Consider the following 24,443-nt stretch of genomic DNA (forward strand, 5'->3'; position numbering starts at 1 on the left):
AATTTGATGGTTGAATATAGATATCAGGCGGTTGACCGTACGGGTCAGGTTGTGAGGGGTAAAATTATAGCAGAGTCTGTAGAACAGGCGGCTATAAAGGTCAAAAACGAACTGGGTCTGGTCCCTGTAGAGATTAGTGAGGATCTTCCAAAATTTAGACGGAAAAGCCGGATAGGTGGCTCTAAACAAAATTTTCTATTGAGATTTACTCAACAATTGGCTGATCTCTTAAACTCTGGTATTCAGGTAGATGATGCACTTGGAGTTTTAATTCAATTAACTGGAGATTTGGAATTTAAAAAAAAGATTGAAGAGATTCGTGATGATATTCAGGGAGGAGCAGACCTTTCTCAGGCGTTGACTAAACACCCCGATCTTTTTAATGAATCTTACGTCAATATGGTTCGTGCCGGTGAGAGTGGTGGTGTTTTAGGTCTCTGCTTTCAGAGGTTGGCAGATTATATTGAACAGGATAAAGAATTTCGCGGTTCGATTAAATCAGCTCTGGTATATCCCTTTATTGTTATGTCAATGGGTTTAATTGCTGTGGTTGTCCTATTTATTTTCGTTATACCGCGGTTTGTAAATCTTTTTAATGATCTAGGCCAGACTTTACCACTGCCAACCCGGATTTTACTCGGTATTAGTAACATTTTTCTTAACTATTGGTTATTTATTTTAATCGGATTAGCTGCAGTGATTTCAAGTTATATTTACTATAAGCAAACCCCAGATGGTAAATATCAGGTAGATGTGATCAAAAATAAAATTCCCTTTTTTGGTCAGGTGAGAATTAAGTTAACCGTTTCCCGATTCTGCCGCATTTTAGGAACCATGCTTGAAAGTGGTGTACCGTTGCTTAAAGGTCTGGAGATTGCTAAAAGTACTATTAATAATCAGGTTTTTATAAGAATTTTAGATAATCTATATGAAGCTGTGCGCAAAGGTGAAACCCTTTCTGGCTTTCTTAAAAATGAACCGGATTTTCCTGAATTGGCAGTATTTCTAATCGGTGTTGGGGAACGGACTGGCAATCTGGAAGGGATGTTGACTCGGATTGCAGAAACTTTTGCAAAAGAGGTTAAGCGGAGTCTGGATGCCTTTTTAACCATATTCGAACCGATGGTTATTTTAATACTCGGAATTTTTGTACTTTTTGTTGTAATTTCGATTCTTCTGCCTATATTTTCGCTCCAGCAGATGCCATTTTAAAAATAATTACATTGAAAGAAAGGAAGGGATGTTTAAATGAAAAAATTACAACAGTGTTTACGAAATCAGAAAGGTTTTACTTTTGTTGAAATTATGATTGTAGTAGTTATTATTGGCTTTCTGACTTCGGTGGTGGTTCCTCAGATTATTGGTAGGGTTGGAAAAGCCAAACAGGTTACTGCTCAAAACCAGATTAACAATTTAGAACTGGCATTAGACCAGTATTACCTGGATTGCGGACGTTATCCTACAACTGAGCAGGGTCTTCAAGCTCTGGTGAAAAAACCTACTATTTCACCTATTCCAAAAGGTTGGGATGGTCCATATTTTAAAAAGGATATTCCTAAAGATCCCTGGGGGAATGATTATATTTACAAATACCCTGGTGAACATAATCCCGATAGTTATGATCTTTACTCTTTAGGTAGAGATGGCCAGGAAGGTGGTACCGGGGAAGATGCAGATATTACCAATTGGTCTAATCTGGAAGAGTAAAAAAGGATTTACATTTTTAGAGATCATCTTTGTGTTGGTTATTATGTCTTTAATGTTTACCCTTGTTGTTCCCAACTTTCATCGAATGTTTGCTTCTGTTGAAAGGACCCGCGAAGGTCAGAAAGTATTTCATCTTTTAGAGAAAGCCCGGGCTGAAGCTATCCTTAATGCTGAACCGGTAGATATCACCTTTTATACTAATGGCCTCTGTATTTTTCACTACAGGGGCAAAATTCTAGAATATGAAGATTTAAGGATGAAAATTCTTTTGAATGATAAAGACCGGATTGTTCAGACCTTTTATCCTGATGGTACTGCAAAACATCCAGAATTAACATTTAAAACCAATGAAGGTAAATATCTAATTTATAAATTTAATCCCATCAGTGGGAAAATTGAGATGGAACGGAGTCCGACATTATGAAAGAAGTACTTACAAAAAACACAGGTTTTACCCTTATAGAAATTATGGTTGCTGTGACCATTGTAGGTATCTCCTTTGCTGTGATTGTAGAAGGTTATATATCGATGAGTGGTCTTGTACAGCAGATGCGGGAATATCAACTGGTCAGTTCTTTTGCCAAAGAGAAGTTAAATCAGCTAATCCATAAGGTTGATTTAAGTTCAGCTGGAACTGAGGAATTGGGAAACTTGGAGGTTACCTGGAAGTCGATGAATCAGGATGTGGGTGATGGAGTAAGGCAGGTAATGATCATTGTGGAGTGGCGGGGTCGTAAAGGTCCAAGATCATATCAATTGACAACACTGATTGAAGGTGGAACCTATGAGTAAAATTTTAAGATCATATTCTGGATTTACCTTTATTGAGATTATTGTTGCCGTTACGATCCTGTCCATAATTATCCTGACTTTATATAGTCTTATGGATGTTGGTTTTTCTTTTTGGGATTATATTGATAATTCCCGTTGGAGCTATACTGACCTGCAGTTGGCCATTAATAAAATGGAAAAGGATTTTCGTTCCACTTTTTTTAGATCATCTTCTAAAAGGTATCCTTTTATAGGAAATATGTATCAGGTTCGATTTTTCACCCGGGATTTTGATTCGGGAAGGGTAGATGAGATACTTTATGAATATTCCCCGCTTGATGAGACATTATTTATGGTTAAAAATGATCAGCGGATACCTTTGTTGACCCAGATTAAAAGATGTAATTTTTACTTTTATCATCCCGAGTATCATTATTGGGATAACTATTGGCACAGTGATGATAAAAAAAGAGTACCTTTAATGGTCAGAATAGAGTTTACTTTTACGGACCAGGATGATGAAGTATATAGATTTGATTTTCCAATTTATATTGAGCGGAAGGGAATTAGTGAAAAATGAAACCATTGAGATCTGAAGATGGTATTGCTTTGATTATGGTTCTCTGGACAATTGTTATCTTAAGCTTTCTTATGATTTCTCTTTCTGAGGATATACAACTTGAGAGTTTTTTGACCCGGAATTTAATGGAACAAAACCAGGTTCAATTTATTGCCCAGGCAGGAATTGCCAGAGGATTGGCAGAACTTAAGGGAGATAAAACCCTTGCCGATGGTAAACAGGAACACTGGTTGATACCGATTAAGGGTCAGATTGAAGACCGGGGAACTTTTGAAGTAGTGATTGAAGATATAGGTAGTCGTTTTAACATTAACTATATAGGTGAACCTGTACTTAGCCATATAGTTGTAGATTTCAGTAAGGAGTTTGCTGGATGGCGGAAGGAGAAGTTTCCGTTTTATTTACTGCAGGAGTTGGAGGAGTTTGGAAAACAGGATTTTCAGACCATTGAAGATCAAATAACATTTTATGGTAAGTTTAATCTAAATACAGATGACTATGAAATATTAAAAGAGATAATGGTGAGAAAAAAGATTTCAGAATGGACTGCGAATCAGGTAATTCAGGAATTGAGTAAGATTGACCAACCTTTGCTTTCAATAGATGATCTTCTCTTAAAAGTACCGAGTCTGGATCTTTCTACTTTAGAAGAAATTCGTGATGAAATCGACGTTAAGGGAAATATCAATATTAATCTTGTTGATGAAGAGATACTGGTAATTTTGATGGATAGTCTTGATATTCCCCAGGATCGGGTGACAACAATTACAACTATAAGGGATAAAGAAACTATTAAAAATCTGAATATATTGAAAAGACCAATAGGTGAGGAATACTTTAAAAAATTATTTCCTTATTTTGATGTTACATCTAAGTATTTTCGGATCACAAGTTTTGCTAAATCTGCTTCATCTTCAATTCAAAAAACTATTGTGGTAGAGGTGGAGAGAATTCCTGAAAAAGTTGCCCAGGGACGGGTGTTAGAGTGGAGAACAAAAATTTTATCCTGGGTAGAGTCTTAAAAAGTAGGTGAAATTATGCGAAAAAGAAAAAGAGTATTTGCCACCATTGATCTAGGGGCAGAAAAAATTAAATTGGCCGTAATAAAAAAAGGAATTACCGGGATGAAAGTTCTGGTTAATGAGATCTTTTCAAAAGAAGAAGTTTCTTTAGTAGGCCAAAAGATTCAGCAATATCGCCCCAAGGAGGTTATATTAATTCTGCCGCAGGAACGGGTTATAATACGTGATATAACCCTTCCTCCGGTGGACAAAAATAAAATTAAATCTATGCTTTATTTTGAGCTATCAGGAACACTTCCATATGCAATAGAACAGGTTGAACTTGATTACATTTTATTACATAAATCAAGAAAGGAGACAAAAGTAAAGGTTTTTGTTGTTCCCGACCAATTAAATCGTGATGTTGAGTTTTTGCGTGGAGCAGGGATTTATGTCACTCGTTTGATTCCAAGGGGATTAGCCATAACAGCATATCTTAATAAAAATGGAGTTCAAAATCGATTAGTAAAATTAAATACTTTATCGGGACAGCTGGTGGTATACCCCGATTTTATGAATTATTTTAGCCGATTCTATTATAGTGGGCAGCCAATCAATGAAGATGAACTGAAAGAAGCACTGATTGAGCGGGGGATTGATCTTAATCGATGGGATTTGATGGAATTGACTGGGCCAGAACCTGAATTATTGGGTGCTATTTATTTTCACTGCAAATATCCAGAATTTAGTCTTTTACAGGTTCCGGTGGAAGAAAGTTCACAAGGGCTTAAAATTGCGATTATTTTGACCCTGATAGCCATTTTAATCGTTAATGCCGGGACTTTATATTTAAATTATACGATGAAACTTAAAGAACTTCAGGTTTATCAGGAACGTCTGGACATACTTATTCCCCGTACAGAAAAGGTAAAAGAACTTAAAGGGGGAATTTCCAGAATTAGAGATAACTTTGATAGATTAGAGAAGATATATCAGAAAAATAGAGATTATCTTATCTGGCTAAGGGAACTTCATCTGTTGTTACAGGAGGATACCGAAGTGAACATTCTGGTTTTTGAAGATAATCTGTTACGTGAACTGCACGGTAAAGCGCCGTCTGCCACCAAAGTTAGTGCACGACTTGCTGATTCGCCTTATTTTTCTGACCCTGAGTTTATATCCCCCATTACCCCGAGAGAAGATCAAGGGAAAATGATAGAAGAATTCAGTATTACTGCTACTCTGGTTGACCCACAAAGAAAGGGGGATGGGGTAGATGAGTAAACTTACACCCCGTGAAAAACGGACTTTGATATTTGGGATGGGATTTCTGATGATATTTTCATTGGTTTATTGGGGATTGCTACCTGCCTGGGAAGAATTTGAATGGGTAAATACCAAATTACGCGAGGCAAAACGGTTATATATTCAGGCAGTGCGTACTGTACGTATGGAACGGGATTATTTGGAGAAATATGAGGCATATAACCGGGCATATCAGGAACTTAAATCTCATTATTATTCCAATATGGGTGAAAAAGAGGCAATGATTAAGTTTCTGGCCCAGGTAGAGGAGATTGCTCAAAAGAGCGGAGTCAACATTATTAGTAAAAACCCTATGGGTATAAATATGGTAGATGGTTATAAAGCATTGAAGGTGAATCTGACTTTAAAAGGAACACCAGCTCAGTTGACAGAACTCTTGCTTAAGATTAGAAATGCTCCAATCGCTATTAATGTCAATCGGTTAAGGATTGATCTGGATCAGAGAAATCGTCTTTTGCAGATAAAGATGATTGTTTCTACATTGCTTATTGATGAAGAAGGTGATGGAGATGAAGGATAGGAATAGTCGAAATCGCCGTATCCTTCTTTTACTTATCTTTATTCTGCTCATAAGTATTTCTTACCTGGCTTTGGAATTTTCTATTTACGTTGATGGAAGATGGCAAATAGTACAGGGCCAGGAAATTGGCGTTAAGACAAACAAAGATATAGAAACTTTGAAGATAGAACTTCCAAAAAAGATTGATTATGGTAATGATTATTGGAATGTATTAAGAGAGGGACGGCTTTTCTTTAAATCTCTTCCTGAAAAACGGACAGTCCCAACAAATCCCCAACCTAAAGATCAGCCGGTTACTCCAGTAACTCTTATAAAACCTGTCTGTCCCTGGGTTGCAGTAGGGGTTCTTTTGGGAGAAGAACCAACAGCTATTCTGGCACATAAACAAAATCAAACAAGCCAGACCGTAAAGGTTGGTGATAAATTGGGAGAATATGAAGTTATGCAGATTGAAAAGGATTTTGTACTTTTAAAAAGTCCTGATGGTGAATTTAAATTAGAATTGGGAGGTTTTTAAGTTGAAGAGAAAAACAATTTTGACTATTGTCATAATATGTTTTTTATCATTCTTTTCAACCGTTTTTGCTGAAGGTTTAATCACCTTAAGTATTAAAGAAGGGGATATACGGGATGTTTTAAAAATGATGGGAGAGCAGAGCGGAATTAATATTGTTCCCGACTCGTCAGTAAGAGGTCAGGTAACTTTAACTCTGACAGATGTGACAGTAGAGGATGCTTTAGAGACTCTTTTAAAAGTCTATCACTATTATTATGAAAAGGTGAATAGTAATACCTATATCATAAGTCAGGAACCGCTAAAAGAACCTTATTTAATCGAAGTGGAAGATGGAAAATTAACTCTTGTTGCCCAGAATATAGATATCAAACGGATTATAAATGATATTGCCAGAAAAGGTCAGTTAAATATTATTTATGATCAGAGCATAAATGGTCAGGTAAATGCTAATTTGATATTGGTAGATATTTATGAAGGTCTAAAATCCCTATGTTCTGCTAACAACCTGCTTTTAATGGAAAGAGAAGGTATTTATACTATCACTACCGGCATGGTGGGCCAGAAAGGGCGCCAGATGGTAGTAAACTACTCTAAAGGTCTCTTATCAATTGATGTAAAAAGTGGGGATTTGACTGATCTGCTCCGGGCCATTGCAGAGCAGAGTGGTATAGATATTGTTCTATTTGGTGGAAACCATCAATTGGTGGATCTTAAGCTTAAGAATATTCCTGTTGATGATGCCATTGAGATGATTTTATCAGGTACCCGCTATACATATAAAAAAGTCGGAAATGTTTATTTGATTGGGGATAAGAGTATCAATAGTCCGTCATCATCTCTATTAATCCGTAATGAAGTTATTCATCTTAGATATCTTCAGGCAGAGAAAGTACCTGCGATGCTGCCAAATATTTTTCCTGCTACCAATATCAAAGTGATAAAAGAGCTTAATGCTCTGGCTGTTATTGGAACACAGGACGATATTAATGAGCTGAAGGCTTATCTGGAAAAAATAGATAAAAAGATACCGCAAATTGTAATTGAAGCGATTATTATTGAAGTTTCACGTAATGAGAATAATGGTCCACTTTATAAGTTGGGAATTAAATCTGACGCGCAGGAAGGTAGTACGGTTCTTTTAGATACTGTTCTGGGTAAATTAACATATAATTCAGTAATTAAATTAACACCGGAATTTTATATTCATCTGGAGAATTTGATTGATCAGGGTGTTGTGACAGTTAAGGCAAGGCCGAAGATTACAACATTGAACGGCTGTCAGGCCAAGATTAATGTAGGAACGGTTCAGTATTATAAGACCACAACACCGGCCGGCGATAATAATCAACAGCCCCAGACCCAGTATCAGAGTATTAATGCTGGTATAACTTTAGATGTGATTCCGTGGGTAAGTAGTACTGATGAAATTACTTTAGAACTACATCCTAATGTGAGCAATCTGGGTGGTGCTACTTCTGATGGTCCACCTCAGGTAAGCCAGCGACAGATTGATACCACTGTCCGGGTTAAGAGTGGTGAGACTATTATTATCGGTGGTCTAATCCAGGATGTTAAGACCGATACTGTTTCCAAAGTGCCAATTTTAGGTGATCTGCCGTGGATTGGTAAGCTGTTTCAGAGAAAAACTACTAACCAAAACCAGAATGAATTGATTATTTATATTACTCCTCATATTCTGGATGAAGAGAATGAGACTATTACTCCTGAAGAGATGCAGCAGACAATTGAAGATATGGAAACACGTTATAATAGTGTAGTTGGTGAGTGAAATACAGGCATTTAGGTGTCTGTATTTTTTATTATCAAGAAAATTATATCGTTATGGATACTTTCATCTCTGCTATCAAGAAATTTTTCTTATAAAAATTTTGTTTTCCGAACTATCTTGAATATTGATAGGACTTAAGGTATGATAGAAGAGGTATATTTTAACTTCATTCTGGGGAGGGAAATAGCTAATGCACAAGCAGAGTGATTTAATGCCTATTTTAGCAGGAATTATAGTTTCATTCATCTTTGGCTTATCATTTACCTTTACTGCACAGGCATTGGATGAAATTGCACCCATGCATCTTTTAGGTTATAGATTTGCTTTTGCAGCATTGGGTCTGACCGTTTTACAGTTTACTGGTCTAATAAAAATTAATTTTCGGGGGAAACGATTAGGAACTCTCATGATCCTGGCGCTCTTTCAACCTGTGATCTATTTTATCTTTGAAACTATAGGGATTAAGATGACTTCTGCATCGGAAGGTGGAATGATCATTGCTACTATTCCTGTTGTTGTGACTTTTTTATCTGCAATTTTTTTAAAGGAACGACCTACCATCTTTCAGGTTGGTTCCATCATACTTTCAGTAAGTGGAGTAATGTTTATTGTCTGGATGAAGGGAACCTCAGATACAGGGGGAAATATCATCGGATTATTATTTCTCTTCGGGGCTGTAATTGCTGCTGGAATCTACAACATACTTTCAAGAAAACTTTCTATCTCTTTTATGCCTATTGAGATTACCTTTATGATGATGTGGTTTGGAGCTATTACCTTTAATGCTATTGCTATTATTCAACATTTTGCAGCAGGAGAGATAAACCAATATTTTTATCCCTTAAGCAATGGTAAGGTGCTTTTATCAGTATTTTATTTAGGAATACTTTCTTCTATTGGGGCATTTTTTCTTGTAAATTACATGCTTTCCAGAATGGAAGCATCCCGTTCTGCTGTATTCAGTAATTTGACTACTGTTGTTGCAATTATAGCAGGGGTTTTATTTCGGGGTGATTCATTCTACTGGTATCATGCTGTTGGTAGTTTATTGATCATTCTTGGTGTTTATGGAACTAACTATTTTAGTGCCCGGAAAGAGCAGTATAGAGGTTAGTCTAACCTTTTAAAATATTGCAGACTTAATCACAGTCTATGATTATACTGCAAAAAGCTAATTTTGAGCGACATAGAAATTTTTCGCTAAACCATCTTAGCGAGATTTCAGCCGAAATAAGGCCTCATTACAGGATGTGATGAGCTAATCAAGGGCCAAGGACGACCCTTTGATTAGGAAGCCTTATTTCGGCTGAAATCGAGCTTTAGATGGTTCTAAAAATTTCTCAAAGAGCGAAAAATTAGCTTTTTGCAGTATAATCAGTCTATTGATTGTGAAAGAGCAAGTATTCTTGACAATGAGATAGTAATTTTAAAAAGGAAAATATTTTTTGATCACGAAATAGATAAAATAAGTGTTTTTTTAAGGAGGAGAAAAATGGCAAAGATAAGGACGTTTATTGCAGTTGAGTTTAGTGAGGAATTAAAAAAGGAGATTATTCAGATTCAACAGAGGTTGAAAAGAGATTTAAGAAATCTTAAATGGGTGCCTTATAGTAATTTTCATTTAACTCTTAAGTTTTTGGGGGATGTTGAGTCAAAGAGGATACCTGAAATGGCAGAGGGACTGGCATTAGCTATTGAAGGAATTAAAACATTTTCAGTAGGATTTGCTGGTCTTGGGGGTTTTCCAGAGATATTAAAACCGCGGGTGATATGGTTAGGAGTAGATCGTGGGAAAAAGGAACTAATTCAGCTACAGGAAGCTGTAGAAAAGGAACTGACTTTTCAGGGATTTGCTCCTGAAAAAAAGCCCTATAGCCCACATCTGACCCTGGCCCGTTCCAGGAGGGATACCAATTTACGGGTTGTTGGTGAGCTATTAAGCCAGATTAAGGTCCAGCCTACCAGGACTGATTTAATTCAGTCTATAAGAATTATGAAAAGTGATCTGCGACCTCAAGGACCAATTTATACCTGTTTAAAGGAGATACCCCTGTTAGGATGAAATTTATAGTTAAAAGATGGTATGGTGAGTATGAAAGAGATTGTTTGAAATAATAGTAATTATTTTTCTTGCGTAAGCCAAACAAATGTTCTATAATAGAATTGATACTTAGGGCATAAGGAGTGTGAATGAGATGACCAAAGATAAAGAAAAAGCCCTTGAGATTGCGGTCAAACAGATTGAACGACAATTTGGACAGGGTTCTATTATGCGCTTAGGGGAAGCTGCATCTATGAAAGTAGAAGTGATTCCGACTGGGGCTATTACTCTGGATTTGGCTTTAGGAGTAGGAGGTGTACCCAGAGGTAGAATTATTGAGATTTTTGGCCCTGAATCTTCCGGTAAGACTACAGTAGCTCTGCACATAATTGCTGAAGCGCAAAAACGGGGCGGAATAGCGGCTTTTATTGATGCTGAACATGCCCTTGATCCCAAATATGCGAAAGCAATTGGTGTAAATATTGACAATCTTTTAATTTCTCAGCCTGATACTGGTGAACAGGCTTTAGAGATTTGTGAAGCTTTAGTCCGTAGTGGTGCAATTGATGTCATTGTAGTTGACTCTGTAGCAGCATTGGTACCTAAAGCTGAGATTGAAGGAGAAATGGGAGATAGTCATGTTGGTTTGCAGGCCAGATTGATGTCGCAGGCGATGAGAAAACTTTCGGGTTCTGTATCCAAATCTAAAACTGTCTGCATTTTTATTAACCAGCTTCGTGAAAAGGTTGGTGTCATGTTCGGTAATCCGGAAGTTACTCCAGGTGGACGGGCTTTGAAGTTCTATGCTTCAGTCCGGATGGATGTAAGGAAGATCCAGTCTATTAAAGCCAGCTCCAGTAGTGATGATTATATTGGTAACAGAGTCAAGGTTAAGGTAGTTAAGAACAAAGTTGCGCCACCTTTTAAAACTGCAGAGTTTGATATCATTTATGGTGAGGGAATTTCCTCTATTGGGTGTATTTTAGATGAAGCTGTAAATGCTGAGATCATTAGCAAAGCTGGCTCCTGGTATTCTTACGGAGATGAACGTTTAGGTCAAGGCCGGGAGAATGTAAAAGAATTTTTGAAAAAGAATCCGGATATTTTACAGGCGATTGAGAAAGAGCTGAAAACAAAGTTGGGATTGATAGAAGCTACTTCAGATGAAGAAAAATCTTCTTCAGATGAAGAATCTGCATAAAAAGCCTCTGAATATATTCAGGGGCTATTAAATTACCTGGGTTTGGAAAAATAAAATGGAGAGTTGAAAAATGAGGGAAAATAATCCGGAATTTCAGAAAGCCAAAAAACAGGTGTTTAGATACTTAAGATATCGGGAGCGGAGCGAAAAAGAAGTTAGGGATTATTTAAGGCGAAAAGGTTATAGGAGTGAAGTAATTAAGGCAGTTATTGAGAGGCTTAAAGAACTGGATTATTTAAATGATCGGCGTTTTGCCGAACTCTGGGTTAAAAACCGGACAAATTCGGGTCGGAGAGGACCAATATTGGTAAAAAAAGAACTACAGGAAAAAGGAATTGATCATAATCTTATCGAAGATATTATTTCGGTAGAATATACTCCAGGACGTGAGTTTGATATAGCCTGTGAACTATTAAAAAAGAAAATTAAACTTTATCAAGGTGAAAATTTTGAGACTGTTAAGGCCCGATTATGGAAACTGTTAGAAAGGAAAGGTTTTCGGTATCAGGTTATAGAAAATGTGGTTGAGCAGGTATTAAAAGAAGAGATTAAAAATTGATTTCTTGACAGTTAAAATAAAAAGAGATAAAATAGATTCGAGATGCTTTTTCTTAAGCTCAACCCCAATCATGAAGAATAATGTTTTTTCGATAAGACAATGGAATAGGAGAGGGGAGGTGATGCTTATTTTCTCTATTTTATATATGTCTATCTCCCTGTCAATTGGTTTGGCAATTGGTTATTTGATTAGGAAATATATTGCGGAAGCTAAGATACAGTCGGCAGAACAGGAAGCTGCTAAGATTATAGAAGAGGCTAATCGTACTGCAGAGTCCAGGAAGCGGGAAGTACTTCTTGAAGCAAAAGAAGAAGCACATCAAATTAAAGAAGAGATTGAAAGAGAGTGCCGTGAAAGAAGAAATGAGTTGCAGCGTTTTGAACGGCGATTGATGCAAAAAGAGGAAAATCTGGAGCGTAAGGCAGATATTCTTGAAAAGAAAGAAGAGGCGTTACAACGGCGTGAACGTCAGGTTAGTCAGATGGAAGAAGAAATTGGAAAATTGAGAGACAAACAGATTGCTGAATTGGAACGTCTTTCCAGATTGACCTCGGAAGAAGCAAAAGAAATTTTGATGCGCAATGTTGAACAGGAGATTGAGCATGATCTGGCAAGAATGATAAAAGAAAAGGAACAGCAGGCCATTGAAGAATCAGAAAAAAGGGCTCGTGAAATTATTTCTCTTGCTATTCAACGTTGTGCTGCCGACCATGTGGCAGAAACGACCGTTTCCGTGGTAAATCTTCCGAATGATGAAATGAAGGGCCGGATTATTGGCCGGGAAGGTCGAAATATTCGGGCTTTAGAGAACTTGACAGGGATTGACTTAATTATTGACGATACTCCAGAAGCAGTCATTCTATCAGGATTTGACCCAATCCGTCGCGAGATAGCACGGGTTGCTTTAGAAAAGTTGATTATAGATGGTAGGATTCATCCGGCACGGATTGAAGAGATGGTTGAGAAAGCTCGCAAAGAGATTGAATCAAGGATTCGTGAGGAGGGTGAACAGGCCGCTTTTGAAACTGGTGTTCACGGCCTGCATAGCGAACTGATTAAACTGCTTGGCCGTCTCAAGTTCCGGACCAGTTATGGTCAAAATGTATTAAAACATTCTATTGAAGTGGCACACCTGGCAGGTGTAATGGCTGCTGAATTAGGTGCTGATGTAAATGTTGCTAAACGTGCTGGGCTTTTGCATGATTTAGGTAAGGCTGTTGACCATGAAGTGGAAGGTCCCCATGTACAGATTGGGGCTGATTTAGCCAAAAAATATGGCGAGTCTGAAGCCGTAGTTCATGCCATTGCTGCACATCATGGTGATATTGAGGCAGAGACTATTGAGGCTGTTCTGGTAGCTGCGGCAGATGCTATTTCTGCTGCACGTCCTGGAGCAAGAAGAGAAACTTTAGAGTCTTATATTAAACGTCTCGAAAACCTTGAAAAGATTGCTGATTCTTTTGATGGGGTTGAAAAAGCTTATGCTATTCAAGCTGGTCGTGAGATTCGGATTATGGTGAAACCTGATAAAATTGATGATGAGGCTGCTCCAAAACTGGCGCGGGATATTGTTAAAAATATTGAGCAGGATCTGGATTATCCAGGTCAGATTAAAGTTACCGTTATACGTGAAACCCGTGTGGTTGATTATGCAAAATAAGCTAAATAATAAATTTCGAAAATAAAGGGCTTCTCATTTTGAGAAGCCTTATTCATATGGAAAAAAACGACTAGAATCCTATAAATTTCTTTCTACAAAAAGCAGGAATTGGGCTTTCAGTAGCGAATAGTATGAGAAGATAAGCGCTGGAATAGTGGAGAGGTGGAACTTATGACAAATCAATTTCAAAAAGATGATGGAATAAACGACAGTATAGAACTTATGATTTCAATTTTGATTCGGTATCCTGAGATCAACATGATCAAGACTGATCCAAAAACCCAGGAAATTATTTTTTCTTTTCTTTTGAAGAAGAAATTGACCCAGGTAGAGTTTTTTACTCTGCAGAAAGAACTTATTAAAAATATTGAGACATTTTTATTTATCCAGAATAAAAAACCTAACAGTATTCGATTGCAGCTGCAGTCATATGGAGATTATTCCTTTGTTGAAGTAATCCGTGATTTTAAGACCATCAGTCAACGTGAAATTTCTTTATTGATTCATTTAATTAGCAGTGAATTTGGCACTTATTTATTAACTGAAGTTGATGAAAATCAGGATTTAGAAGATCTTAAAAATCAGGAAAAAATAATTGATGATTTACTGACCCGATTGCAATATCAGAGACAGCAGGATTTAATTGGCTTTAGGGAGGCCGGTAAAGTAATGGTCTTTCAGAAAAATGGTGTATAATCTCCACAGTATGTGGAGATTTTTTTATTTAAAAGAAGGTGAATCCTGAAGTTTTGGAGAAATTATGAAAGCAAATCAGTAAAATAAGTTTACCAGAATAAGTAATACTGGAAACAGTCTAGAATTAGGGGTGAAATTAGATGAAAATTTTATGTATCGGAGATATTGTCGGCCGTCCTGGTCGCAGAGCGGTAAGAGAATTGCTGCCAAAGATTAAAGAAAAGCACAAGATTGACCTTGTTCTTGCCAATGGCGAAAATGCGGCTGGAGGTGTGGGATTGACCCGTAAGGTGACAGAAGAACTTTTAAGTTATGGAATAGAGATTATCACTTTAGGTAATCATACCTGGGATAATCGTGAAATTTTTAAGTTTATTGATGATGATCAACTACCGTTAGTTCGTCCTGCCAATTATCCACCTAAAACTCCAGGCAAGGGATATCGAATCTTTGAATATGAGGAAGCAAGAATTGGTATTATTAATATGTTGGGGCGGGTTTTTTTGGGTGATTTTGACTGTCCCTTTAGAACTTTTGACCAAATTTATGAAAAGATCAAGGATGAGACAGATTTCATTCTTGTGGATTTCCATGCTGAGGCAACAGCAGAGAAGATGGCCTTTGGCTGGTATCTTGATGGTCGGGCAACAGCGGTATTTGGTACCCATACCCATATCCAGACAGCGGATGAAAGGATTTTGCCAGGTGGTACAGGATATATCACCGATTTAGGGATGACAGGACCTATTGATTCTGTCATTGGAGTTAAAAAAGATGTAGTGATAGAGAAGTTTCTTACTCAATTGCCAAAGCAATTTGAAGTGGCTAAGGGAGATGTTCAGCTCTGTGGTATTATTTTAGATATTACTGAAGTTTCCGGTAAAGTCCGCGATATTCAAAGAATTCAGGAAAATTCGTATAATGACTAGTCATATTTTCCGGATGTGCTGAATAAAATGCCATTAGTAAAGAATTGAAAAAATTTTTTGAAAAAAATTTTGAGCAAAAGCAGGAATTTTAAAATTTTTGACTAAATAAATATATACATAAGAAGTAGGAATTTTTAACAAAAAGAGGAGGTATTTAACTAGCATGGAAGTATTAAAGGTATCATCTAAATCAAGTCCAAATGCAGTTGCTGGAGCGTTGGCTGGAGTTTTAAGGGAAAAGGGATCTGCTGAATTGCAGGCCATCGGTGCAGGAGCTATAAATCAGGGAATTAAAGCTGTTGCTATTGCTAGAGGTTTTGTAGCTCCAAGTGGTATTGACTTAATCTGTATCCCGGCTTTTACAGACATTGAAATCGATGGAGAAGAAAGAACAGCAATTAAATTAATTGTCGAACCTAGATAAGAAAGTAACTTATATATGTTTAAAAGCCTGTTTGCAGAAGCTGCAAACAGGCTTTTTTATGTATCTGAAGATTAAACTGCAAAAAGCTAATTTTGAGCGCCATAGAAATTTTTTGTTAAACCATCTTAGTGAGATTGAAAAGAATGACTTCATATGAGGAGGTAATGAGCTAATCAAGTCACTGAAATCAAACTTTAGATGGTTCGAAAAATTTTTTATAAAGTGAAAAATTGGCTTTTTGCAGTGAAATCATCTGAAAGTTATAAAAAATTTGAAAAAAGGAGGATTACCTTAATTTTTATTGAATATATTTATTAAAGTTAAATGATATTTAAATACCTCGAATGGAGGTGTGAAGGTGCAAAAACTATTAAAAGGCGGCATTCTTGTTACAGATGAAGGTACTTTTCAAGGCAATATACTCATTGAAGGTGAGAAGATTGCCCGGATTGGAAAATTTGATGTAGAGGAATTGGATACAGACTGTGAGGTTATTGATGTAATGGGAAAATTGATAATGCCCGGAATTGTTGATGCTCATACTCATTATCAGTTAAAATCGCGGAATACAATAACGGCAGATGATTTTGTCAGCGGTTCTATCTCTGCAGCTTGTGGTGGAGTGACAACTTTTATAGATTATGCTGATCATTTACCTGATCATTCACTTAAGGAAGCTGCGCAGTTAAGGATTGACGAAGCTCTGGGTAAAACAGTATTAGATTTTACATTACATCAAACCATCACCCATTTTGATGAAACAATAAGTCAGGAGATGGTTGATCTTGTAAAGATGGGGATTAGCAGCATTAAAATTTTTACCACCTACCGTCGGGAAGGTTATATGATTCCAACCGGGCAATGGGAGTATGTCTTTAGACGGTTAAAAGAGTTGGAGATTCTTTTAACAGTCCATGCTGAAGATGATGATATAATTATGCGTTTAGAAGAGGAATTTAAAAAAAGAGGTCAGCTTTCTCCCGATATGCACCCAAAAATTCGTCCTTCAAAAGCTGAAGAGATTGCTATAGAAAAGGTGGGAGAACTGGCCAGAAAAGTAGGAATTCCGATATATATTGCTCACCTATCATCAAAAGCTGGTTATGAGGCTCTTAAAAGGGTAAAACAAAGGGGTGGAGCGATATATGCTGAGACTACTCCTCATTACCTTTTATTGGACGAAGGAAGCTTGAAAGAGCCGATGGCGCAAAGATTTATTATGACACCACCTTTGCGCACCAAAAAAGATCAAAAGGCTCTCTGGGAAGGTTTAAAGGCTGGGGATATACAGGTAGTTGCTACAGATCATTGTTCTTTTACTCTTGAGCAAAAATTGAGTGATGATTGCTGTTTGACTATTCTACCGGGATTACCCGGTTCTGAAACGCTGCTTCCGCTGATTCATCACTTTGGTGTAGGGCAGGGATTATTAGAGTATCCTCAATTGGTAAGAATTCTTTCTTCAGAACCGGCTAAAATTTTTGGACTTTATCCAGAAAAAGGCAGTTTAAAGCCCGGTACCGATGCTGACCTGGTAGTTTTTGATCCGAAGAAAAAAGTAACCCTTACTCATTCTAATTTACATTCGAAAGCTGATTATACTCCTTATGAGGGAATGGAGGTTCAGGGATATCCTGTAATGACTTTTTTAAGGGGAGAATTAGTGGTTAGAAATGGAGAGTTTTGTGGGCAAATCGGTCAGGGGCGGTTTATCAAGGCTAAGAGGTCAAAGTTGTACAAAAAAGTAGTATAAATTTCGTAGAAATTTTATCTTTTTAAAATATTGTCTTAAAATTTAGAAATTAAAATAGGAGGTGTTATGATGTATAGGTATATACGTCAGGCTGTTCCCAAGGTCGACATCAAAGAGAAAGTCACTGGAAAAGCAAAGTATGGTGGAGATTTAAAATTTGATGGAATGTTATATGCCAGAACTGTATATAGTAAACATCCCCATGCCCGGATTTTAAATATTGATACATCTGCAGCAGAGAAGATTCCGGGGGTAGTTACCGTTCTTACTGTCAAAGATATTCCTGGTTCTAATACTCTTTTTGGCGGATTTCATGTTCTTACAGGAGATAAGGTGAGATTTATCGGTGATGGAGTAGCATTAGTAGTGGCTAAAGATCCTGCTATAGCTGATAAGGCAAGGAAAGCTGTAAAGGTAAAATATGAACCATTACCTGCTGTTTTTACTATCGATGAGGCATTAGCCGAAGATGCTCCACAGATTCATGAATCTGCAGAAGGAAATATTATTGATAACAGCCGTCATTGCCTTATTAAAGGTGATGTTGAAGCAGGTTTTGCTGAAGCTGATATAATTATAGAACGGACTTATGAGACCCAATTTGTTGAACATGCTTATATCGAGCCGGAAGCGGTAGTGGCTGTTCCAGATCCCATAGAAAAATTTATAACCATATATGGTTCTATTCAAAATCCATTTTCTGTCAGAGGCAATGTAGCTGATGCTTTAGGTTGGAATATGAGCCAGGTGCGTGTTGTCCAGAGTACCTTGGGAGGAACCTTTGGAGGAAAAGATGAAAGTGCTATGGTTCTCTCTGCTAGAGCAGCTGTTGCAGCCTTTCTCACCGGCCGTCCGGTAAAGATTGTTCTGAGTAGAGAGGAATCTATGCTGGAAAGTTCCAAACGACATCCATATCGCTTTAACTTTAAAGTGGGTGTAAAAAAAGATGGTAGGATAACAGCGATGGAGACAGTTGTTATAGCTCAGGGGGGCGGCTATAATAACAAAGCACAGTTTACTAACTGGCGTGCTTCAATCCATGCTACCGGACCATACCGGGTTCCCAACATCAAAACAGAGGTATTTGGGGTATATACCAACACCATTTACGGTGGAGCAATGCGCGGATTTTCTTCTCCACAATGCATCTTTGCTGTAGAGTCTCTAATGGATGAGATTGCAGAAGAGTTAGGTTTAGATCCCCTTAAGATCCGTGAGATCAATGCTTTAAGACCGGGGGATACTACCCCAAGTAGTCAACCTTTAGGTCCAGGAGCCATCCCTGCTCCACTTCTTAAAATGCTTAAAGATGTGACAGAAAAGACTGATTTTTTAAGAAAGAGAGAAGAATATTCTAAAACCAACACCGGGCCAATTAAGCGCGGTATAGGTCTTGCAGTCGCTTTCCGTGGTGCCGGCCTGGGCGGTGAAGCTTTGGATGCTACTGGAGCAATGGTTTCCATTCAGGCTGATGGAAGTGTGACTATTATTAGTGGTCTGACTGAGAACGGTCAAGGTCTAAAGACTGTTCATTCCCAGATTGTTGCAGAAACTTTGGGAATTTCCATGGATCGGATTGTTTATCCAAATGTGGATACTACAATTATTCCCGATGGTGGCCCAACTGTTGCTTCACGTGGTACTATGATTGGTGGTAAAGCTATGGTCATGGCAGCAGAAGAGGTGAAAGGCAAATTGTTGCAGGTTGCAGGAGAGATGTTAAACTGTAATCCTTCTGAACTGGTAATTGAAAATGAAAGAATTTATTCAACTTCTAATCCTGAGCTGTCGACAACGTATATGGAAGTTGTTGAAAAAGCCAGATCTATTGGGGTTATGCTGGCAGCTTTAAGTTGGTTCAGTCCCGGTGTTGCTGACTTAGATCACCATACTAATCAGGGTGAAGCTTTTCCAACTTACGTATGGGGTGTTGTAGTTGCTGAAGTAGAAGTTGATACTGAAACAGGTAAAGTTGAAGTAGTAAAAGTTACCTCTGCTCATGATGTGGGTACAGCAGTCAATCCGGAAAATATCAAAGGACAGGTATATGGCGGAATTGTCATGGCCCAGGGTATGGGTGTTTTAGAAGAGATGGAAGTGGAGGATGGGTTTGTAAAGAGTTTGAACTTAGATGAATATTTGATTCCCACAGCTATGGATATTCCTGAGATGGATGTTATGATCGTTGAGACAGATGACTCTTTTGGACCATATGGTGCTAAGAGTGTAGGTGAACCTTCTACCGAAATTCCTGCAGCGGCTATCGCTAATGCTATTGCCCATGCAACAGGTAAACGGATTCGTAATCTGCCGTGTAATTTAGAACGGGTTCTTTTAGGTCACAAATTGACTAGAAAGGGGGTCAGGAAATGAGAGAATTTAATTTTATTCAACCAAAGAGTGTTGATGAAGTATTAGAGCTTTTGAATATTTATGGATCAAAGGCAAAGGTTGTGGCAGGTGGGACCGATTTGATTGTTGAATTGAGAAAAGATGAGGGCCCCAAAGATCTGGAGGTTGTGATCAATATTGCCCATTTGGATGATTTGAATTATATAAAAGATGATGGCGAGTGGGTACGGATTGGTGCTGCTACACCCCATGCTAAGGTAGTTAAATCTGGGCTGATTCAAAAGGAAATTCCTGCTCTGGCTTATGCGGCCAATAGTGTAGGTTCTCCCCAGATCCGCAACCGGGGTACCATTGGTGGAAATATCATGAATGCTTCGCCAGCAGCAGATACGGTACCGGTGCTGGTGGCTCTGGATGCTGTTTTAACTTTCAGATCTGTATCAGGTAAACGCCGGGTACCGATTACCGATATCTACGTCAAACCTTATAAAACCAATGTGCCGCCTGAGGAGTTATTGGTTGAAGTATCTTTCAAAAAATTACCTGCCACTGCATCTAGCGCTTTTATTAAATTGGGGCGAAGGAATGCTTTAGCCATTTCCAGAATGAATGTGGCAGTGATTCTGGATCGTGATGCTGAGGGAGTTATCAAAGATATCAGAATCGCTCCTGGTTCAACTACACCTGTACCATCCAGAATAAAATGTGCTGAAGAAGTACTTTTGGGTAAGAAGCCAACTGATGAGCTGATTGAGTTGGCAGGATCAAAGGTGTCAGAAGAGATGATTAGAATAAGCGGTTACAGGTGGTCTACTGAGTATAAAAAGCCGGTTATTGAAGCTTTAACAAGAAGAGGAATCCGTAAAGCATTGGGGGGGCAGCAATGAAGAAGATTAAACTTAAATTTACAGTTAATAATAAGCCATATGAGTTGGAAGTTAATCCTAATGCACGTCTTCTGGATGTTTTGAGAGATGAATTGAATCTGACCGGAACAAAAGAAGGTTGCGGTGTAGGTGAGTGTGGAGCCTGTACTGTGATCATGAATGGTCAGGCTGTCAACTCCTGTTTGGTCTTAGCTGGTCAGGCCCAGGGGGCTAAAATTATTACTATTGAAGGAGTACAGGGTGAGAATGGTGAACTCCATCCCATCCAACAGGCTTTTATCGATAAAGGTGCTGTTCAGTGTGGATATTGTACTCCCGGGATGATCTTAAGTGCTAAGGCACTGTTAGATCAAAATCCCAATCCAACTGTAGAAGAAATTAAAGAGGGGATTTCGGGTAATCTCTGCCGCTGTACTGGCTATCAGCAGATTATTGAAGCTGTACAGGAAGCGGCAAAACGGATGGAATGATTAAACTATAAAAAGCTAATTTTGAGCGCGATTGAAATTTTACGTTAAAAACCGTCTTAGTGAGGTTGAAAAGAATGGTCTCATCTGTGGATGTGATGAGCTAATCATGGGTCATAAGGACCCATTGATTAGTGTGCCTTATTTTAACTGAAATTGAACTTTAGATGGTTCGAAAAATTTTTTATGAAGTGAAAAATTAGCTTTTTGCAGTAAGATTATGAAATGAATTTTATAAAAAATGGCATGTTTTATTAAAAACTATGCCATTTTGAGCTTGTTGACAAACCTTTCTTTTTTAGAGACTTGCCCGTGCACTGCCAGAAAAACTAAATATAATTTCTGAAGTGTATAAGTCAAGGCTTAAAGCCAGGAGGGTGGAAGCCTTGACTTTTAAGGACGCGTAGCCAGGATGGCGGAGCGTCTGGTAGTAGAAGAAATTATATTTAGTTTTTTGTTCCTCTGTGGGAGCAAGTTGTGTGTACCTCCTCTTTTTCAACAACCTGAAATTGCATGGTTTATTAAGGACCATGCCGTTTTTTTCTGGATTATTTCGGGTTTCTATGATAAGATAAAATCAAAATCTGGATATTCGTAGGAGGGAGAAGCATGGATTATTTGACCCTGCATAAAGAGCTTTTTGTAGTCAATGCCCATCTGGATTCGATTCTTTCTATTGTGAATGGTAGGCTAGATTATACTATCCGCAATAACCGTGGGCACAGCGATATTCCCCGCATCCGTGAGGGTGGGGTTGATCTTTTAGTATTTGCAGTTTATGTGGAGCAACATTACAAGCCTGAAGGTGCTCTTAAACGCACTATGGAGCTAATAGATGCTATTTATCAGTTAGTGGATTCTTCACCTGATCTGGAACTGGTGTTGACAGCTAAAGATGTTGAGCGTATCCGGCAGGAGGGCAAAATTGGCATTTTACTGGCCATTGAAGGTGCAGATGGAGTGATGAATATTGGCTGTTTGAGAAACTTTTATAGGTTAGGAGTACGTCTGATTACGCTGACCTGGAGCAATAGTAATTTACTTGCTGCTGGTGTTGATGAGGAGAAAGGCTGGGGGCTTACCAACTTTGGGCGTGAATGTTTAGAAGAGATGAATGATCTGGGGATTATCGTGGATGTTTCCCACCTGGCTTTAGAAGGATTCTGGGATGTAATAAAACTGTCCAAAGCGCCGATAGTGGCTTCTCATTCCAATGCTAGAGCTATTTGCAATCACCGGCGCAATCTGACCGATGAGCAGTTATTGGCCTTAAAAGAAAATGGCGGTGTAATTGGGCTTTGCTATGCTCCAGGACACCTGCGTGAAGGTGGAGGGGCGGATGTGGATGATATTTTTAAACATCTCTATTACATAAAAGATTTGATCGGTATTGATCATGTGGGTCTTGGAACCGATTTTGATGGTATAGTAGAAGCCCCACGTGGAATGGAAGATATCAGTAAAACTCCTCTAATAACAAAAAGAATGTTGGAAGAAGGTTTTAGCCGGGAAGATATAGCTAAAGTAATGGGTGAGAATTTCTTAAGGGTGATAAAACAGGTTTTAAAGTGAATGAGATGACAAAACCTCCTGGTCAAGGTAGCCAGGAGGTTATGATTTTATCCTGGGTGGAATAGCACCCACAATGGCTATGGCAAGAGCGATAGCTCCTGCAATCATTAGGGTATCAATTCCGGTCTTGACTCCTTCAAGGTATTGGCCCTTGATCAGAAAGAGCATTGTATCATAAGCGGGAATTCCCGGTACTAAGGGGATGATTCCGGCAATGACAAAGACGGTTACGGGAAGACGCATTATTCGGGCAAAGATTTCGCCACAGATTCCCACAAGGATAGAAGCGATAAATGAAGCGATGACAACATTACCAATCAGATGTTTGGAGAGCAAAAATCCTGCCCAACTGATAGTACCGGTAAGGCCTAGAAGCCATAGGCTTTTTTTTGGTGCTTGAAATAGAATTCCAAAGGTCAGTACCATTACAAAAGCTGCAAACAATTCAGTGATTATTTTCATGTATAAAACACCCCCAGTGCCAGTGCAACACCAATAGCCAGACTAATAGCAATTAAACCAGCTTCCATCCCGCGGCTGTTGGCAGAGATAAGATCTCCATTGATGGCATCACGGATAGCATTGGTGAGAGAAACTCCCGGTACAAAGGGGAGGATGGAACTAACAATAATGGTACTCAAATGATCTCCTAATCCATATTGATAACAAAAAAGGGAGATTAACCCGGCGATAAATCCAGCAACTATTTCCGGTACAAAGTTTACATCTTTTAAGAAATCAATTTTAACGACTAATTGGGCTCCCAGGCTGGCTAATAATGCAGGAATGATGTTGATATAGCTCTTTTTCATCAAAATTACATTCATGGAAGAGCCCAGAGAAATCCAGAGAATAACGGCGGTTAAACTATATTCATTTTTATCATTGCTAATTTTTTCTAATTCTTTCATAGCTGTGGCATAGTCCATAGGATTTTTTTGTAATTTCCGTGAGAATTCATTGACTTGACTGATTTTGGTCAAATTCACACACCGCCGATGGATTCTTCTCACTACCGTTTCTGAGATATTGTCTCCATCGTCAATGGAAATAAAAATCCCTGTGGGTGTAACCAGGCTCTGAACATATTTTATTCCATAGGCCTGGCAAATCCGGATAATGGTATCTTCTGTCCGGTAGATTTCTGCACCGTTGGCAAGAATAATTTCACCTGCATATGATGCAATATCCAGAATTTGTTTAGGTGTGAGCATTGAAACCCTCCTTTAAGAGTAGATGATTTGCATACTATGATTAAACTGCAAAAAGCTAATGTTGAGCGCTATTGAAATTTTTCGTTAAACTATCTTAGTAAGATTGAAAAGAATGGTCTCATCACAGGATGTAATTAGCTAATCAAGGGCCAGGAGGATCCATTGATTAATGTGCCTTATTTCGACTGAAATCGAATTTTAGATGGTTCGAAAAATTTCTTTATGAAGCGAAAAATTAGCTTTTTGCAGTAAGATCATACTATGTAATTGTATCATAAGCTATTGATATTGACCAGTATCATTATTACTGATGATGGTTGGTAAAAAAAGTATTCTTTAAATGGAAGATTATTATAGAAATTCTATGGCAATATATACTGAAAGTAGATGTTGAGACTAGTAATGATGATATTGAAATTTTAAGATTTGTAAAAAAGCAAAGATATCATGAAGTTAGTTATTTTAACGCTTTAAACA

25 protein-coding genes are annotated in these 24,443 nt (G+C 38.1%); 23 read left to right on the plus strand and 2 right to left on the minus strand.

The window, feature by feature from the left end; all coding sequences use genetic code 11:
* The first annotated feature begins 6 nt into the window (after positions 1 to 6).
* The 23 genes from BBF96_RS03710 to BBF96_RS03820 all read left to right on the plus strand — a co-directional run bounded on the left by BBF96_RS03710 (position 7) and on the right by BBF96_RS03820 (position 22,752).
* On the plus strand, positions 7 to 1,212 hold the full coding sequence (locus tag BBF96_RS03710; RefSeq protein WP_127015893.1) for a type II secretion system F family protein: 1,206 nt from the start codon (positions 7 to 9) through the stop codon (positions 1,210 to 1,212).
* A 36-nt stretch (positions 1,213 to 1,248) separates the two neighbouring features.
* Positions 1,249 to 1,707, plus strand: a complete 459-nt coding sequence (gspG, locus tag BBF96_RS03715; RefSeq protein ID WP_127015894.1) for a type II secretion system major pseudopilin GspG — start codon at positions 1,249 to 1,251, stop codon at positions 1,705 to 1,707.
* A complete protein-coding gene (locus BBF96_RS03720) occupies positions 1,670 to 2,131 on the plus strand; it encodes a type II secretion system protein (RefSeq protein ID WP_164730886.1) in 462 nt (153 codons plus the stop codon). Before gspG ends, BBF96_RS03720 begins: the two co-directional genes overlap by 38 nt.
* Positions 2,128 to 2,499 carry a pilus assembly FimT family protein gene (locus BBF96_RS03725; RefSeq protein WP_127015896.1) on the plus strand — a complete coding sequence of 124 codons (372 nt, stop codon included), beginning with the start codon at positions 2,128 to 2,130 and terminating at the stop codon, positions 2,497 to 2,499. Before BBF96_RS03720 ends, BBF96_RS03725 begins: the two co-directional genes overlap by 4 nt.
* Complete coding sequence (locus BBF96_RS03730) at positions 2,492 to 3,058, plus strand: prepilin-type N-terminal cleavage/methylation domain-containing protein (RefSeq protein ID WP_127015897.1); 567 nt, start codon at positions 2,492 to 2,494, stop codon at positions 3,056 to 3,058. Before BBF96_RS03725 ends, BBF96_RS03730 begins: the two co-directional genes overlap by 8 nt.
* Entirely contained in the window at positions 3,055 to 4,080 is a 1,026-nt protein-coding gene (locus BBF96_RS03735) for a type II secretion system minor pseudopilin (RefSeq protein WP_127015898.1), read from the plus strand. Before BBF96_RS03730 ends, BBF96_RS03735 begins: the two co-directional genes overlap by 4 nt.
* A 15-nt stretch (positions 4,081 to 4,095) precedes the next feature.
* The gene (locus BBF96_RS03740; protein ID WP_127015899.1) at positions 4,096 to 5,343 is read left to right on the plus strand and encodes a type II secretion system protein GspL; all 1,248 of its coding nucleotides are present in this window, start codon (positions 4,096 to 4,098) and stop codon (positions 5,341 to 5,343) included.
* Positions 5,336 to 5,905 carry a GspMb/PilO family protein gene (locus BBF96_RS03745; protein ID WP_127015900.1) on the plus strand — a complete coding sequence of 190 codons (570 nt, stop codon included), beginning with the start codon at positions 5,336 to 5,338 and terminating at the stop codon, positions 5,903 to 5,905. Before BBF96_RS03740 ends, BBF96_RS03745 begins: the two co-directional genes overlap by 8 nt.
* On the plus strand, positions 5,895 to 6,422 hold the full coding sequence (locus tag BBF96_RS03750; RefSeq protein WP_164730887.1) for a hypothetical protein: 528 nt from the start codon (positions 5,895 to 5,897) through the stop codon (positions 6,420 to 6,422). The genes BBF96_RS03745 and BBF96_RS03750 overlap by 11 nt, the downstream gene beginning before the upstream one ends.
* Before the next feature lies 1 nt (position 6,423).
* The gene (locus tag BBF96_RS03755; RefSeq protein ID WP_127015902.1) at positions 6,424 to 8,211 is read left to right on the plus strand and encodes a secretin and TonB N-terminal domain-containing protein; all 1,788 of its coding nucleotides are present in this window, start codon (positions 6,424 to 6,426) and stop codon (positions 8,209 to 8,211) included.
* A 190-nt stretch (positions 8,212 to 8,401) separates the two neighbouring features.
* Positions 8,402 to 9,325, plus strand: a complete 924-nt coding sequence (locus tag BBF96_RS03760) for a DMT family transporter (protein WP_127015903.1) — start codon at positions 8,402 to 8,404, stop codon at positions 9,323 to 9,325.
* Between the two features lie 378 nt (positions 9,326 to 9,703).
* The gene (gene thpR, locus BBF96_RS03765) at positions 9,704 to 10,273 is read left to right on the plus strand and encodes an RNA 2',3'-cyclic phosphodiesterase (protein ID WP_127015904.1); all 570 of its coding nucleotides are present in this window, start codon (positions 9,704 to 9,706) and stop codon (positions 10,271 to 10,273) included.
* Between the two features lie 133 nt (positions 10,274 to 10,406).
* Positions 10,407 to 11,453, plus strand: coding sequence for a recombinase RecA (recA, locus tag BBF96_RS03770; protein ID WP_127015905.1), 1,047 nt, complete (start codon positions 10,407 to 10,409; stop codon positions 11,451 to 11,453).
* A 70-nt stretch (positions 11,454 to 11,523) separates the two neighbouring features.
* Positions 11,524 to 12,012: a regulatory protein RecX gene (locus BBF96_RS03775; RefSeq protein ID WP_127015906.1), complete on the plus strand. Its 489-nt coding sequence runs from the start codon at positions 11,524 to 11,526 to the stop codon at positions 12,010 to 12,012.
* A gap of 121 nt (positions 12,013 to 12,133) precedes the next feature.
* Positions 12,134 to 13,672, plus strand: a complete 1,539-nt coding sequence (gene rny, locus BBF96_RS03780; protein WP_205665705.1) for a ribonuclease Y — start codon at positions 12,134 to 12,136, stop codon at positions 13,670 to 13,672.
* 171 nt (positions 13,673 to 13,843) lie between these two features.
* Positions 13,844 to 14,368, plus strand: a complete 525-nt coding sequence (locus BBF96_RS03785; protein WP_127015907.1) for a hypothetical protein — start codon at positions 13,844 to 13,846, stop codon at positions 14,366 to 14,368.
* A gap of 140 nt (positions 14,369 to 14,508) precedes the next feature.
* Entirely contained in the window at positions 14,509 to 15,297 is a 789-nt protein-coding gene (locus BBF96_RS03790; RefSeq protein WP_127015908.1) for a TIGR00282 family metallophosphoesterase, read from the plus strand.
* A gap of 163 nt (positions 15,298 to 15,460) precedes the next feature.
* A complete protein-coding gene (locus BBF96_RS03795) occupies positions 15,461 to 15,721 on the plus strand; it encodes a stage V sporulation protein S (RefSeq protein ID WP_127015909.1) in 261 nt (86 codons plus the stop codon).
* Positions 15,722 to 16,079: 358 nt separating this feature from the next.
* Complete coding sequence (hydA, locus tag BBF96_RS03800; RefSeq protein ID WP_164730889.1) at positions 16,080 to 17,474, plus strand: dihydropyrimidinase; 1,395 nt, start codon at positions 16,080 to 16,082, stop codon at positions 17,472 to 17,474.
* Between the two features lie 69 nt (positions 17,475 to 17,543).
* Positions 17,544 to 19,847: a xanthine dehydrogenase family protein molybdopterin-binding subunit gene (locus tag BBF96_RS03805; protein WP_127015911.1), complete on the plus strand. Its 2,304-nt coding sequence runs from the start codon at positions 17,544 to 17,546 to the stop codon at positions 19,845 to 19,847.
* Positions 19,844 to 20,713 carry an FAD binding domain-containing protein gene (locus tag BBF96_RS03810; RefSeq protein WP_127015912.1) on the plus strand — a complete coding sequence of 290 codons (870 nt, stop codon included), beginning with the start codon at positions 19,844 to 19,846 and terminating at the stop codon, positions 20,711 to 20,713. The genes BBF96_RS03805 and BBF96_RS03810 overlap by 4 nt, the downstream gene beginning before the upstream one ends.
* Positions 20,710 to 21,183 carry a (2Fe-2S)-binding protein gene (locus BBF96_RS03815; RefSeq protein ID WP_127015913.1) on the plus strand — a complete coding sequence of 158 codons (474 nt, stop codon included), beginning with the start codon at positions 20,710 to 20,712 and terminating at the stop codon, positions 21,181 to 21,183. Before BBF96_RS03810 ends, BBF96_RS03815 begins: the two co-directional genes overlap by 4 nt.
* A gap of 606 nt (positions 21,184 to 21,789) precedes the next feature.
* On the plus strand, positions 21,790 to 22,752 hold the full coding sequence (locus BBF96_RS03820) for a dipeptidase (protein ID WP_127015914.1): 963 nt from the start codon (positions 21,790 to 21,792) through the stop codon (positions 22,750 to 22,752).
* A 39-nt stretch (positions 22,753 to 22,791) separates the two neighbouring features.
* Here the strand turns inward: BBF96_RS03820 and BBF96_RS03825 are convergent, their stop codons facing one another.
* Positions 22,792 to 23,214 carry a threonine/serine exporter family protein gene (locus tag BBF96_RS03825; protein ID WP_127015915.1) on the minus strand — a complete coding sequence of 141 codons (423 nt, stop codon included), beginning with the start codon at positions 23,212 to 23,214 and terminating at the stop codon, positions 22,792 to 22,794.
* On the minus strand, positions 23,211 to 23,966 hold the full coding sequence (locus BBF96_RS03830) for a threonine/serine exporter family protein (protein ID WP_127015916.1): 756 nt from the start codon (positions 23,964 to 23,966) through the stop codon (positions 23,211 to 23,213). The genes BBF96_RS03825 and BBF96_RS03830 overlap by 4 nt, the downstream gene beginning before the upstream one ends.
* Positions 23,967 to 24,443 lie beyond the last annotated feature (477 nt).

Origin of the sequence: Anoxybacter fermentans, from assembly GCF_003991135.1 — a bacterium.
In the GTDB taxonomy this organism is placed as follows: domain Bacteria; phylum Bacillota; class Halanaerobiia; order DY22613; family DY22613; genus Anoxybacter; species Anoxybacter fermentans.

Coding starts and splice junctions, on each gene's coding strand:
- BBF96_RS03710 (WP_127015893.1), top strand. CDS start 7: ATGGTTGAATATAGATATCAGGCGGTTGACCGTACGGGTCAGGTTGTG.
- gspG (WP_127015894.1), top strand. CDS start 1,249: ATGAAAAAATTACAACAGTGTTTACGAAATCAGAAAGGTTTTACTTTT.
- BBF96_RS03720 (WP_164730886.1), top strand. CDS start 1,670: ATGCAGATATTACCAATTGGTCTAATCTGGAAGAGTAAAAAAGGATTT.
- BBF96_RS03725 (WP_127015896.1), top strand. CDS start 2,128: ATGAAAGAAGTACTTACAAAAAACACAGGTTTTACCCTTATAGAAATT.
- BBF96_RS03730 (WP_127015897.1), top strand. CDS start 2,492: ATGAGTAAAATTTTAAGATCATATTCTGGATTTACCTTTATTGAGATT.
- BBF96_RS03735 (WP_127015898.1), top strand. CDS start 3,055: ATGAAACCATTGAGATCTGAAGATGGTATTGCTTTGATTATGGTTCTC.
- BBF96_RS03740 (WP_127015899.1), top strand. CDS start 4,096: ATGCGAAAAAGAAAAAGAGTATTTGCCACCATTGATCTAGGGGCAGAA.
- BBF96_RS03745 (WP_127015900.1), top strand. CDS start 5,336: ATGAGTAAACTTACACCCCGTGAAAAACGGACTTTGATATTTGGGATG.
- BBF96_RS03750 (WP_164730887.1), top strand. CDS start 5,895: ATGAAGGATAGGAATAGTCGAAATCGCCGTATCCTTCTTTTACTTATC.
- BBF96_RS03760 (WP_127015903.1), top strand. CDS start 8,402: ATGCACAAGCAGAGTGATTTAATGCCTATTTTAGCAGGAATTATAGTT.
- thpR (WP_127015904.1), top strand. CDS start 9,704: ATGGCAAAGATAAGGACGTTTATTGCAGTTGAGTTTAGTGAGGAATTA.
- recA (WP_127015905.1), top strand. CDS start 10,407: ATGACCAAAGATAAAGAAAAAGCCCTTGAGATTGCGGTCAAACAGATT.
- BBF96_RS03775 (WP_127015906.1), top strand. CDS start 11,524: ATGAGGGAAAATAATCCGGAATTTCAGAAAGCCAAAAAACAGGTGTTT.
- rny (WP_205665705.1), top strand. CDS start 12,134: ATGCTTATTTTCTCTATTTTATATATGTCTATCTCCCTGTCAATTGGT.
- BBF96_RS03785 (WP_127015907.1), top strand. CDS start 13,844: ATGACAAATCAATTTCAAAAAGATGATGGAATAAACGACAGTATAGAA.
- BBF96_RS03790 (WP_127015908.1), top strand. CDS start 14,509: ATGAAAATTTTATGTATCGGAGATATTGTCGGCCGTCCTGGTCGCAGA.
- BBF96_RS03795 (WP_127015909.1), top strand. CDS start 15,461: ATGGAAGTATTAAAGGTATCATCTAAATCAAGTCCAAATGCAGTTGCT.
- BBF96_RS03805 (WP_127015911.1), top strand. CDS start 17,544: ATGTATAGGTATATACGTCAGGCTGTTCCCAAGGTCGACATCAAAGAG.
- BBF96_RS03810 (WP_127015912.1), top strand. CDS start 19,844: ATGAGAGAATTTAATTTTATTCAACCAAAGAGTGTTGATGAAGTATTA.
- BBF96_RS03815 (WP_127015913.1), top strand. CDS start 20,710: ATGAAGAAGATTAAACTTAAATTTACAGTTAATAATAAGCCATATGAG.
- BBF96_RS03820 (WP_127015914.1), top strand. CDS start 21,790: ATGGATTATTTGACCCTGCATAAAGAGCTTTTTGTAGTCAATGCCCAT.
- BBF96_RS03825 (WP_127015915.1), bottom strand. CDS start 23,214: ATGAAAATAATCACTGAATTGTTTGCAGCTTTTGTAATGGTACTGACC.
- BBF96_RS03830 (WP_127015916.1), bottom strand. CDS start 23,966: ATGCTCACACCTAAACAAATTCTGGATATTGCATCATATGCAGGTGAA.